This is a genomic window from Erysipelatoclostridium sp. MSK.7.34 (genome assembly GCF_019041935.1).
GTDB lineage: Bacteria > Bacillota_I > Bacilli_A > Erysipelotrichales > Coprobacillaceae > Thomasclavelia > Thomasclavelia ramosa.
Window position 1 is genome coordinate 72,573 of the sequence record NZ_JAHPYJ010000005.1, and the last position, 12,766, is coordinate 85,338.

General features: G+C 31.4%; 12 protein-coding genes and 3 tRNA genes. 12 read left to right on the plus strand and 3 right to left on the minus strand.

The window, feature by feature from the left end; all coding sequences use genetic code 11:
* Positions 1-6 precede the first annotated feature (6 nt).
* The gene (locus KTF99_RS05340; protein WP_029479931.1) at positions 7-1,110 is read left to right on the plus strand and encodes a CDP-glycerol glycerophosphotransferase family protein; all 1,104 of its coding nucleotides are present in this window, start codon (positions 7-9) and stop codon (positions 1,108-1,110) included.
* 14 nt (positions 1,111-1,124) lie between these two features.
* Here KTF99_RS05340 and KTF99_RS05345 read toward each other — a convergent pair whose 3' ends face one another.
* The gene (locus KTF99_RS05345; RefSeq protein ID WP_003538090.1) at positions 1,125-1,781 is read right to left on the minus strand and encodes an HAD family hydrolase; all 657 of its coding nucleotides are present in this window, start codon (positions 1,779-1,781) and stop codon (positions 1,125-1,127) included.
* 108 nt (positions 1,782-1,889) lie between these two features.
* Here KTF99_RS05345 and KTF99_RS05350 point away from each other — a divergent pair, with 108 nt between their 5' ends.
* Genes KTF99_RS05350 through KTF99_RS05360 form a run of 3 tightly spaced genes read left to right on the plus strand, consistent with a single transcriptional unit; the run spans position 1,890 to position 3,871 of the window.
* A complete protein-coding gene (locus KTF99_RS05350; protein WP_003538091.1) occupies positions 1,890-2,225 on the plus strand; it encodes a type II toxin-antitoxin system PemK/MazF family toxin in 336 nt (111 codons plus the stop codon).
* 53 nt (positions 2,226-2,278) lie between these two features.
* Positions 2,279-3,127 (plus strand): DUF975 family protein, encoded by an 849-nt coding sequence (locus KTF99_RS05355; RefSeq protein ID WP_003538092.1) that lies wholly within the window; start codon positions 2,279-2,281, stop codon positions 3,125-3,127.
* Between the two features lie 12 nt (positions 3,128-3,139).
* A complete protein-coding gene (locus tag KTF99_RS05360) occupies positions 3,140-3,871 on the plus strand; it encodes a CPBP family intramembrane glutamic endopeptidase (protein ID WP_008791812.1) in 732 nt (243 codons plus the stop codon).
* Positions 3,872-3,955: 84 nt separating this feature from the next.
* Here KTF99_RS05360 and KTF99_RS05365 read toward each other — a convergent pair.
* Positions 3,956-4,031 (minus strand) — tRNA-Lys (locus KTF99_RS05365).
* Between the two features lie 106 nt (positions 4,032-4,137).
* On the opposite strand from KTF99_RS05365, the gene KTF99_RS05370 reads away from it, so the two are divergent.
* From KTF99_RS05370 to KTF99_RS05385, 4 genes are all read left to right on the plus strand, one after another.
* A complete protein-coding gene (locus KTF99_RS05370; protein ID WP_003538095.1) occupies positions 4,138-5,712 on the plus strand; it encodes an HAD hydrolase-like protein in 1,575 nt (524 codons plus the stop codon).
* A complete protein-coding gene (locus tag KTF99_RS05375) occupies positions 5,690-6,208 on the plus strand; it encodes a phosphatase PAP2 family protein (RefSeq protein ID WP_008791810.1) in 519 nt (172 codons plus the stop codon). The genes KTF99_RS05370 and KTF99_RS05375 overlap by 23 nt, the downstream gene beginning before the upstream one ends.
* Positions 6,209-6,390: 182 nt before the next feature.
* A tRNA-Ser gene (locus KTF99_RS05380) sits at positions 6,391-6,481 on the plus strand.
* A 7-nt stretch (positions 6,482-6,488) separates the two neighbouring features.
* Positions 6,489-6,565 (plus strand) — tRNA-Asp (locus KTF99_RS05385).
* A 52-nt stretch (positions 6,566-6,617) separates the two neighbouring features.
* Here KTF99_RS05385 and KTF99_RS05390 read toward each other — a convergent pair.
* The gene (locus tag KTF99_RS05390) at positions 6,618-7,151 is read right to left on the minus strand and encodes an NUDIX hydrolase (RefSeq protein ID WP_003538097.1); all 534 of its coding nucleotides are present in this window, start codon (positions 7,149-7,151) and stop codon (positions 6,618-6,620) included.
* A 215-nt stretch (positions 7,152-7,366) separates the two neighbouring features.
* On the opposite strand from KTF99_RS05390, the gene KTF99_RS05395 reads away from it, so the two are divergent.
* The 4 genes from KTF99_RS05395 to recD2 all read left to right on the plus strand — a co-directional run bounded on the left by KTF99_RS05395 (position 7,367) and on the right by recD2 (position 12,734).
* Positions 7,367-8,335 (plus strand): RluA family pseudouridine synthase, encoded by a 969-nt coding sequence (locus tag KTF99_RS05395; RefSeq protein ID WP_009300594.1) that lies wholly within the window; start codon positions 7,367-7,369, stop codon positions 8,333-8,335.
* Positions 8,336-8,397: 62 nt separating this feature from the next.
* Positions 8,398-9,318, plus strand: a complete 921-nt coding sequence (locus KTF99_RS05400; protein ID WP_003538100.1) for an ROK family protein — start codon at positions 8,398-8,400, stop codon at positions 9,316-9,318.
* Positions 9,319-9,405: 87 nt separating this feature from the next.
* Positions 9,406-10,539 (plus strand): tRNA 2-thiouridine(34) synthase MnmA, encoded by a 1,134-nt coding sequence (mnmA, locus tag KTF99_RS05405; RefSeq protein ID WP_003538101.1) that lies wholly within the window; start codon positions 9,406-9,408, stop codon positions 10,537-10,539.
* The gene (recD2, locus tag KTF99_RS05410; RefSeq protein WP_009009062.1) at positions 10,539-12,734 is read left to right on the plus strand and encodes an SF1B family DNA helicase RecD2; all 2,196 of its coding nucleotides are present in this window, start codon (positions 10,539-10,541) and stop codon (positions 12,732-12,734) included. Before mnmA ends, recD2 begins: the two co-directional genes overlap by 1 nt.
* The last annotated feature ends 32 nt before the right edge of the window (positions 12,735-12,766 follow it).

Here is a 12,766-nt window from a genome sequence, read left to right on the forward strand (position 1 = left end):
GATGAGATGGGAATAAAGAAAATTATTATTAATATTATCTTAAAAATAGCCAATATATTTGTTTTAAGATGTTCAATCAAGCAAGGACAAATAGCCTTTATTTCATTAGAGTCGAATCAACTTGAAAGTGATCTTGAACTTATTTATCAGGAGTTAAAAAAAGAAAACAAATATAGTTTAAAAATGGTATTAATAAATTATAATAAAAAAAGTTTAATTAACAATTTTTTGTATATGTTAAACTGTATTAAGCAAATTTATGTAATTAATACTTCTAAAGTTGTTTTGATTACAGACAATAACTATGTAATTAGTAATTTTAAACGACCTGGCGTTAAAGTTATTCAGGTATGGCATGCGACTGGAGCAATCAAAAAGTTTGGAAATGCTATCAAACGTGAATATCCTATTAAAAATTATGACTATGTGATTGCAAATAGTGATTATTGGAAGCAGCCTTATCAAGAAGCTTTCAACGTTTCCGAGCAGGGCGTTATTATTACAGGAATGCCACGTGCGGATCATCTTGTTGATCCATATTATTTAACACAAGCGAAAGCACGTATGTATAGTAGATATCCGATTCTAAAAGGAAAAAAGGTTATTTTATATGCACCGACTTTTAGAGGAAATATTTATCAGGGTTTTAAAACAGTTGACTTTGATGCTCAAGCAGTTTTAAATGCACTGGGAGAAGAATACGTAATAATCTTTAAATTTCACCCATTGTTATTGAAAACTACGCTATCAGACGATTCTAGAGTGATTAATATGAATCATGAAAATACTCATGATTTATTCGCAGTTTGTGATGTCTTGATTTCTGATTTCTCATCAATTATCTTTGATTATTCCTTATTAAATAAACCAATGTGTTTTTTTGTTCCGGATTTAGATGAATATATTGAAACATTAGGATGTTTTGTGGATTATCGAAGGGTCATGCCCGGAGCAATCTGTTATAATGAAACGCAAGTTATTGCAGCCTTGCAAGGTAATAAAAAATATGATATTAAGGCATTTAGAGATATGTTTTTTAAATATCAAGATGGTCATAATACACAAAGAATTGTTATGTTTATCGATAAATTAATAAACACCAAGAATTAATTCTTGGTGTTTATTTAATGATTTTCATTCGCCAAATAATCACGGACATTTGATAAATTGTCCATGATCTTATTAGTCATTATCGCAAACTTATGATCAGGGTATTTTAAATCAGGAATACAAATTACTTTAATGCCTGCACTATAGGCAGCGTTAATTCCGGATTCAGAATCTTCGAGAACCAGAGCTTCATCGGGCGTAATTCCTAATTTTTGGCATGATTTTAAAAATACTTCAGGATCAGGTTTTCCTTTTGTTACTTCGTCACCACAAATGGAATCATCAAAATATTTTTGTAAACCAGATAATTCTAAAATATGATCAACACGATGACGCTGTGAACTGGTTGCAACAATTGTTTTATAGTCGTTTTCTTTTAAATACTTTAGTAACTCAATTAATCCTTCTTTTAAAGGAACCCCTTCATTTTCAAATAAGTCAGCCATATATTGATGAACTGCTTTAATTGTTTCCTCAACATCAAAATCGTCGCCATAATCTTTATGGAAAAGCTCATAGACTGCTTTAACAGGCTTTCCTAAAAGAGTTTTATAGGCTTCTAATGATAATGTTAAATTATGTTTAGCTAATACATGCTTATATCCCTCGAATGTAACTCTCTCACTATCAATCATTAAACCATCCATATCAAAAATTACTGCTGTTATCATCTTTTTACCTCCACGCAAATATCATATCATAATTATCCGATTAGTAAAAAGATTTTCATAGAATAAAAAAAGTTCTAATTCATATACTGCACTAAAGGAGTTGTAGATATGATACATAGAGGGGAAATTTATTATGCTGATTTATCTCCGGTAGTGGGGAGTGAACAAGGAGGATATCGACCTGTGATTGTTTTACAAAATAATAAGGGCAATCGATATTCGACAACAGTGATTATTGCGCCAATTTCTTCACGATTAACAAAAAATCCGTTACCAACCCATGTGATGGTTGATTGCAGTTCATTGGAAAAAAAGAGTGTAGTTTTACTAGAACAAATTAGAACGATTGATAAACAGCGAATTAAAGAAAAAGTTGGAATGATTGATAGCCAAGTAATGAATCTGATCAATCAAGCAATTAAGACAAGCTTGGATATTAAATAGTTTCCTTTTGAGTCAGATATTTGCTATAATAGCCCCATGGAGGTAGAGGAAAGATGAATGTTCGTGATATTAAATTAAAGGCTAAAAGTGTTTTAGTTAATCGTAATAATATAGTTACAGTATTTGTGTTTATTAGTGTAATAACAACTTTGGCTAATTATATTGGTTCAGAAATTGGCGGGGTGATACCATTTCTTTCATTGATTGTAACTATTATAATGTTGCCCTTTGGTCATGGGAATGTGGTAACTGCATTAAAAACAGTCAATGAACAAGGTGATGAGGTCACTATTGAACAAGATGGGGTAGTCGGATTAAGACGTTTTAAAGATTTATTTGGCACATATTTTATTAGAGAAATATTATTATTGGTGATTATGATGCTGCTTGGATTAATCATATTCGTAATTGCTAGATTTACAGTAGACAGTAATGTTTTTTCTCAATTAGGAGCAATTATTGAGCAAGCTGCTGTATACTCTACTAATGTAAGTGCATATTTAAATGATCCAACTGTAATTGAAGCATTAGGAACACTAGGAGTAATCTTTTTTATTGGTATCATCATTATTGCAATTGTAGCGTTTATTTATAGTTTGGTATTTGCTTTAACACCTTTTGTATTAGAAAAATATAATATACGCGGTGCCAAGGCAATGAGTGAATCAGCTCGTTTAATGAAAGGACATAAACGAACTTTATTTATGCTGTATTTGTCATATTTAGGATGGGCTATCTTAGTATTAGTACTTTCTGCTGTTGTTGAGATGATTTTACCGATTCCATTAATTTTGAATATTATCGTGGCGGCTTTGACTACTTATTTGTTTGGTGCTGAACTAAATACTAGTTTAGCAGTATTTTTTGAAGAAATTGATTTAGAAGATAAAAATAATATTTAACGAGGTGTTAATTTGAATTTGATAAAAAAAATTAAATTAAATAGTAGGCAAAAGGCGATAGGGGTCATATTGATTTTTCCCTGGTATCTTTATTTTGCACCAATTGTAATTAATTATTTTTTGAAGCTATATACAGTATATATAGCTAATGATTTTTCAACTAATAGTTTAAATGCATTTTTTAATTTATTCATTGGAATTGCAACTGCTATTCCTTTGATTATTGTGTTTAAGGGTTTTATTAAAGAAAACTGGCTTGTTTTTAAAAAAGACTTTTTGGAAAATATAATATGGGTGCTTACGATCGGGATTGGTTTAGCATATTTATTTTCAATTGCAGGGGAACTGATTGTCAATCTTGTAGCCCCTCAATCAGGCGAAGCAGCTAACCAGACATTAGTGGAAACTCTTGTGCAATCTAATTTTCTATTAATGTTTTTTCAATCAGTAATTATTGCACCATTTATTGAAGAGTTGTTATTTAGAGGTCTGATTTTCAACAGTTTACGACAAAAAAATATGGTTTGGGCTCATTTGATTTCAGCATTCCTATTTGGCTTGTTACATGTTTACAGCTATATTTTAGCTGGTGATATGAGTGAATGGATTAAATTGATTCCATATATGATGGCAGGTTTATCTTTTTCAATCGTATATGAAAAACGTCAAACAATTATAGCTCCGATCATTTTACATGCTGCAAAAAATCTAATCGCAGTATTGTTAATGGCGACGATGTTTTAAACACTATGCATGACATAGTGTTTTTTATTTTATAATAAAAAAACCGTAAAACTTATATAAATAAGAATTACGGAAATTTATTAATGGTCTCCCCTCACGGTCTCGAACCGTGGACCCACAGATTAAGAGTCTGTTGCTCTACCAACTGAGCTAAGGAGAGAGGACAGATATTATAATACACCTATTTAAACATAAAAGCAAGTTAAATTTAATGAAAAATGACATTAGCTATGCTATAATTACTAGGTGAATGGAGTGATCTGGCAATGTTCTACAAACAAACTATTAACAATATAAAAGTAGTTATTTTATCATTGGATGGAGGATTATTAGATCTAAATCGGCTTAGATTTAATTATTTTAAAAGGATTTGTAAAACTCACAATTTTGAATTAACTAAAGATATTTTCGAGGAAGCCCTTGGAAATATGAAAACAATGTATAATGATTTTCCAATTTCTAAAGATATTAATCCCGATGATATTAATAAGTTGATTGAACGTGATTTATACGAGTATGCAAAGTTAAAGCCTGAGACAATAAAAAAAGAGGGAACGGATGAACTGTTACAATTTTTTAAACAAAAAGAGATTAAAATTGCTGTGGTTTCAACTCATAAAACAAAACGTGCAATTCAATATTTACAATTAACAAGATTGTATGACAAAGTTGATTTTGTTATTGGCGGCGATAGCGATAATCTACCATTACCAGATACTGCTGTTTTAAAAACAACTCTTGAACAAATGAACTGCAAACCAAGTGAGGCAATTGTAATTGCAAACTATCCAAATCTTCTTTATGCAGCTAATCAATGTTTAATCAATGTAATTTATCTAAGTGATTTATGCTTGGTACAAGAATCGATTGGTCCAAGGGTATTTAAAATTGCAAGAAATAATTTAGAAATTATTAATATTTTTCTTTTTGCACGTTACGATACAATGGAAATATTTTCGCCGTTATTAGGGATGTCTAGTGATATGGATATTGAAACACTAGATAAAACATACGCTAAGCTGCTTGAAGAGTATCAAAATGATCAGCAGTTGATTGAACTAGTTCGCAATACATATCATTATTTTTTGGGAGAAATTGCAAATCGTGAAGCTGATACCGTCAATACATCGTTATTTGAAGATGAAGATGTTATTGTAGCGCCAGTGGATGATGAACATTTTTCTAATCCCCAAAGTATTGCAACTTTGGAAAAGTCAATTGAAGAGGTTTTAGAGTCAGAAGAAGTTTCAGAAACTGACAACGAAATTGCCGATACTGTTTTTAAAAGAGAGAATTTATATCAGGATGATGAATTTTCAAAAACAAGAACAGCGATAGGATGTGATCCTGAACGCGTTAATGAATTGATGGATATTATTAATGGTAATTCTGGAACTAAGTTGGAAGAGGGAGAATTATTTGAAAAGTCAAATGATGAAATATTATTAGAAAAACGGGGACTATTGTCTTATTTTATTAATTTTGTCTATACTGTTATCGTGGTGGGACTGATATCATTTTTAGGATTAATAATTTTTATCGGTTTTGAAGATTTTATTCAGAGACCAGGTATTGTTGCTGGAATAATTAAAAGCATTATTGATTTTTATGTTAATCTAGTTTTATCCATATATGCGGTTATTTTTAACAGCTTAAATGCTCTACTAAGTTTTATTCCTGATTATTCTAGTTTAATTGCGGGTAATGGTTTATTATCGACAATGGCAGTAAAATTAGTATTGTTCATTATTTTTAATGTAATAATAGTCTATATAGTTAAAATGATTTATTTATTAATTACAGAAGCGGAGGAAGATGATGCGAATTTTGCAGAAGATTAAAGAAATAGATGTTAAAACATCGCACTTTTTTCCGCAGTTTTATCATCATCGTTTTTTTAGTGGTGCGATGAAGTTTATTGCTGGAATTGGTGATTTTGGAATGATTTGGCTTGTTTTAATTTTACTTTTAAGTCTTAATGATAAAACACAGCTGCTTTCTCAAAAAATGCTGGCAGCGCTAATATTAGCAACAGTCATCGGTCAAGTGACAATTAAGTCGATTGTAAGGCGTAAGCGACCATGTCATACATATCATGATGTTGAAATGTTGATTCCAGTTCCGAGTGATTATTCATTTCCTTCAGGACATACTACTTCAAGCTTTGCATGCGCAACGACTGTATGTTTCTTTTTTCCTAGAGTCGGCTTTATTTGCATGATTTTTGCTGCATTAATGGCTTTTTCAAGATTGTATTTGTTTGTCCATTATTTGAGCGATGTTACTTTTGCAATTGTTTTGGGAATTAGTGTTGGAATAATTGTTATGTTATTTTAGTGTGATAAAAGGAGCAAGGGTCTGCTCCTTTAAAAAAAATAAAAAAATTATTTTTTAAATAAGACTGATTTAAACGAAATAATTTGCTTTTTTATCAGGTGGAGTAAGTTTTTATAGAAAAAAAGTTGGCTAAAATTATTGCAAAAACTTTTTACATATGATATTATGTTTAAGCAATAGACGGAGACATACTCAAGAGGCTGAAGAGGCGCCCCTGCTAAGGGTGTAGGTCGGGAAACTGGCGCGAGGGTTCAAATCCCTCTGTCTCCGCCATTATATTGGTCTGGTAGTTCAGTTGGTTAGAATGCCGCCCTGTCACGGCGGAGGTCGCGGGTTCGAGTCCCGTCCAGACCGCCAATTAGATTGTTTAGTTTCACTTTGGTGAAACTTTTTTTATAAAAACAAATCATTATGATTTGTTTTTATTAATATAAGCATGCAAAATTGCAATCATTGTTTTAGAATCAAAGATTTCGCCATTAACTACTTTGTGATAAGCGGTATCAATATCCATTTTAATTAATTCAATTACTTCATCTTCATCACACTCTAAAGGATTTTCGACTTTGTAAACATCATGAGCTTCGTATACATAAAGCCATTCATCACTATAACCAGGAGTTGGTAAAAACTTAGAAATTAAACTTATCTTTTTAGCACTATAGCCAGTTTCTTCTTCTAATTCTCGTAAAGCGCATATAGCAGTATCTTCATTTAATTCTAATTTACCCGCAGGAATTTCTAAAGTATCTACAGCATTAGGATACCGATATTGCTTTACTAATAAAATTTTGTCATCAACAATAGCAAGAACGCCAACTCCGCCGTGGTGTCGAACTACTTCTCGAGTTGCGAGATTCCCATTTTCACATTCTACTTTGTCTTTATAAACAGTGATAATTTTTCCATCATAGATTATTTCTGATGATATTTTCTTTTCCATTAGTTTCACCTCATTAAAAGTATAACAAAAAAAGTATGCGGGGGTGCATACTTTTTTCTATTATTTCACGTAAGGGTGATAATAGGGGGTATGTAAAGCGAAATACTTCACTTAACAAAGTCAATTATAGCATCAGTTTCATAAAATGTAAAGGGTTACAATAAAAGTATTAGGCGTTTTTAGCAAATTTTGTTATAATGTTTCAAGGTGATATAATGAAAAAATTAAAAATAACAGAAAATGATGCTAATCAAAGAATTGATAAATATTTAAAAAAGTTACTAGTTAATGCTCCAAATAATTTTATATATAAAATGTTTCGAAAAAAAGATATCAAAGTAAATGGGAAAAAAGTGGATGAAAAATATATTTTATCATTAGATGATGAGGTCGAAATGTTTTTATATGATGATAAATTCAAAGAATTTACAGAAACCAAAAGTATCTATGAGGTTAATAAAACGTTTAGTGTTCTTTATGAAGATAAACATGTATTGATTGTTTTTAAACCAGCAGGGCTTTTAGTTCATGAGGATGCAAATGAAAGCATTAATACTTTAACAAATCAGGTTTTAAGTTATCTTGCTTCAAAAAATGAACTAGATCTAAGTCGAGAAAATACTTTTATGCCAGGACCAGTTCATCGTTTAGACAGGAATACTAGTGGAATTGTAATTTTTGGTAAAACTTTGGCAGCTTTGCAAAATCTCAATGAAATGATAAAGCAACGTCATTGCATTGAAAAAAAATATTTAACGATCTGTCGCGGACAATTGAGTCATCAGCGAAATTTACACGGATATATGGTCAAGTTAGAGAATCAGGCTCAAGTTAAATTAGTAAAGAAAGACTATCCTGGGGCTTTAACGATGGAAACGATTGTTAGGCCGTTAAAATATAATTGTGATTATAGTCTTGTTGAGGTTACATTAATAACTGGACGGATGCACCAGATCAGAGTACATTTATCAAGTATTGAACACCCAATTATTGGTGATCGTAAATATGGAGATTTTGAACTGAATAAATATATTAAGAAGACTTTTGGTTTAAATAATCAATTGCTGCATGCTTATAAAATAAAATTTGTAAAAACCTTTGGTGTACTAAATTATCTTCAAGATAAAGAGATAATTTGCCCTGTGCCGGCTTTGTTTGAAAAAATAGAGAAAAGTTTGTTATAGACACCTTTAAATAAAGAGTTGTTTATTGTATAATTATTTACATAGATTATAGGAGGAAAGATATGAAATACTATATTGGAATTGATTTAGGTGGGACTAATGTTCGTACTTTGCTGGTGGATGAAAATGGTAAAACTTATAGTGAAGTAAAAGATAATACTGAAAGAGAAAATGGTCCTGACTATGTATGTGCTAAAATCATTCGTCAAATTGAAAGTTTAGATACATCAATTTGTGGTGGTTTACAAGGTGTAAGTGGAATTGGTATTGGGGTACCTGGACCTGTTGACACAGTAAAAGGTACAATGATCATGGCAACAAATTTACCTGGATTCGAAAATTATCCAATTTGTGATAAATTAGCAGATCGTTTTAATTTACCAACTTTTATTGATAACGATGCAAATGTTGCTGGATTAGCAGAAGCTTTATTAGGTGCTGGAAAAGATTATCCGACATGTTATTATGTGACTATTTCAACAGGAATTGGGGGAGCCTTTATTGTTGATGGTAAATTAGTTTCTGGTGGTCGAGGACATGCTGGAGAAATTGGGAATATTATTGTTAAAAACAATGGTTATAAATTCGGAGGTTTAAATCCAGGGGCTGCTGAGGGAGAAACTAGTGGTACTGCAATTACTCGTAAAGGTAAAGAACTTTTAGGAGAAGATAGAGTAAATCATGCTGGAGATGTTTTTAGATTGGCTAGCGAAGGTGATTTAAAAGCACAAAGTATAGTTGATGAATGTATTTCAGAATTAGCAACAATGTTTGCTAATATTGCTCACACTGTTGATCCGCACTGTTTTGTAATTGGTGGTGGTGTAATGAAATCTCGTGAATATTTCTATGATCGCTTAGTAGAACAATTTAACTCAAAAATTCATGTAGGAATGCGCGGATATATTCCGTTATTAGGAACAAAATTAGAAGATTGTGGAGCAATCGGAGCAGCAATGTTACCAATGTCAAGATTAGGTTAAGAAAGGATATTTCATCCTTTTTTTTTGATTTAAAGTAGTAGTTTTTTAAATCGAATAATGGTATTATAGTACGGTGAGGTGACGAGAATGTCAAAAAGAGTAGTATTAGGATTAAGTGGTGGTGTCGATTCAGCAGTTGCTGCTTATTTGTTAAAAGAACAAGGATATGATGTTATTGGTGTGTTTATGCGTAATTGGGATAGCCAGTTAAATAATGATATTTTAGGTAATCCTACTAATGATAATGATATCTGTCCACAAGAAGAAGATTATAATGATGCCAAGGCTGTAGCTGAATGTCTTGGGATTCCTATTAAAAGGGTGGATTTTATCAAAGAGTATTGGGATCATGTATTTACATACTTTTTAGATGAATATCGAAAAGGTAGAACACCTAACCCCGATATATTATGTAATAAGCATATTAAATTTAAAGCTTTTTTAGATTTTGCTAAAACTTTAAATGCAGATTATATTGCTACAGGTCACTATGCCCAAGTTAAACATTATCAAGGAGCAGATTCGGTGATGTTAAAAGGCCTTGATAATAATAAGGATCAAACATACTTTCTATGTCAATTAAATCAACAACAGCTACAAAACTCATTATTTCCTTTAGGTGAAATAGATAAAACAGAAGTTCGTCGAATCGCTAGAGAATTGAACTTACCAGTAGCAGATAAAAAAGACAGTACCGGAATTTGTTTTATCGGAGAACGTGATTTTAAAGAGTTTTTACAAAATTATATTCCAGCTCAAGCTGGAAAAATGGTTGATATAGAAACTGGGAACGTGATTGGTGATCATTCAGGAATCATGTACTATACTATTGGTCAGCGTAAAGGATTAGGGATTGGTGGTCCAGGTGATGCATGGTTTGTCGTTGGGAAAGACTATGATAAAAATGTGTTATATATTTGTCAAGGAGATCAAAAAGATTGGTTATATTCAACCGGGGCTCTGATTACTGATGTGAACTGGATTGCTTCAACTAAACCAATAGATAAAATTGCATGTAACGCTAAGTTTAGATATCGTCAGCCAGATAATCCAATTCAACTTGAATTTATTGATGAAGATACTGTTTACTTAACTTTTGATAAACCAATAAAAGCGGTGACTCCAGGCCAAGCTGCAGTCTTTTACGATGGTGATATTTGTCTTGGTGGTGGAACGATTGAAACTGTCTATAAAGATGGGCAGCCAATCAAGTATTTATAATGATTGAATATACAGGTTATATTAAGAAGATTCGTTTTTATAGCGAATCTTCTAATTATATCGTTGCTTTAATTGAAGTTGAGCAGGAAGATAAGTTGATCACAATGAATGGTTATATGAATAATTTTAATGATTATGAAAAATATGCTTTTATTGGTGATTACGAAATTCATCCTAAATATGGTAAACAGTTTAAATTATCAGAATATCGTATCATTTATGCAAAAGAAAGTGAAGAAATTATTAAATATTTATCTAGTCCGCTATTTAAGGGGATTGGTAAAGCTTTGGCAACACAAATAGTAAATACACTTGGTGAAGAGTGTCTTGAAAAGATTAAAGAAGATAAACATAATTTAGATTTGGTTAGAGGAATGACTGAAAAACGGCGGGAAATAATTTATGAAGCATTGACTAATGGTGATTATGATCAAGAAGTAATGCAGTTTTTTATGGGACATGGTATCAGTCTGAAAAACTTGGGCTTGATTCAAGCATATTATCAAGAAAAAACATTAGAAATACTTCAAAACAATCCGTACCAACTAGTAGAGGATATTGATGGGATTGGATTTAAAACAGCTGATGAGTTAGCTTTAAAAACAGGTGGGACACTTGATAATCCTAATCGAATTAAAGCTGGGATTATTTACAGTATTAAGCAATATGGGTTTAATACTGGGAGTACATACTGTTACCTTGATGAAATCAAAATAATGTTTTCTAAAATAATATATAATATTGAAGAAGTATCGTTTAATGAATATCTTGATGAATTGATTGATGAAGGATTGATTATTCAACGTGGTGATAAGTATTATTATTTTGAAATGGATGAGGCTGAAAAAAATATAGCTGAATATTTAAAAATACGGATAAATAAACCCGATGAACTTTTTGATGAAAAAGAAGTAGAACGATTGTTGACAAATTATGAAAAGACTCAAGGTATATGTTATGCTGCCAAGCAGAAAGAAGCCCTAAATTATTTTTTAAAGTCTTCTTGCATGATTTTGACAGGCGGACCTGGAACTGGGAAAACGACAATTGTTCAAGCACTTTTAAAAGTGTATTCGGTATTGTACCCAGATGATCGAATTGGTTTAGTTGCGCCAACTGGTCGGGCTGCAAAACGATTGACAGAATTAACTGGAATTTATGCTTGTACGATTCATCGCCTATTAAAATGGGATCTTCATAGTAACACATTTGCTATGAATAAAAGCAATCCATTAGATTTAGATGTTTTGATCATTGATGAGTTTTCAATGGTCGATTGTTTATTGTTGAGTAAACTTTTTGAGGCGGGTCGAGGAATCAATAAAGTATTATTTATCGGTGATTACCATCAATTGCCTTCGGTTGCACCTGGAAATATATTACAGGATTTGATGGAAGCTGGAGTGAAAACGATTGAGCTAGATGAAATCTTCAGACAAGCTAAGGATTCAGGAATTATTCAATTGGCTCATCATATTATTCATAATGAAATTGAAAATATGGATCTTTTTGAGCAATATCGGGATATAAACTTTTTTCCTTGCATAAACTATGATGTCGTAAAAAATGTTAAGATAATAGTAAAAAAAGCAATTGACGAAGGTTATGACACAAATGATATTCAAGTACTAGTACCAATGTATCAGGGAGTGGCTGGAATCGATGCTTTGAATGATGCTTTACAAGATGTTTTTAATCCGATTGATGAATTTAATGATTCATATCAAATTGGCCGCAAGGAATATCGTGTAGGTGACAAAATTTTGCAGTTAAAAAATCGACCTGATGATGATGTTTTTAATGGTGATATTGGAACGCTTGTTGAAATATGTCGAAAAGATAATTTTGAATATTTGCAAGATACACTGATTGTTGATTTTGATGGTAATTTTGTTGAATATACAAGTAATACTTTTAACACAATTACTCATGCTTATTGTATGTCGATTCATAAATCGCAGGGAAATGAATTTAAAATCGTTATTATGGCGGTCTTGTCTGATTATTATATTATGCTACGGCGTAATCTATTATATACAGCGATTACAAGAGCAAAGCAGTCTCTCTTTATTTTAGGAAGCTCTAAAGCTTTTATGCATGGTTTAGCAAATTATCAAGACAGTCGTCGAAAAACAAGCTTAAAAAGTCGTTTTAAAACAATTGAAACCTTAAATGTGTATGATTTTCTTGAATAAAGGTAAACTATACTGAGGTGAGATATATGATG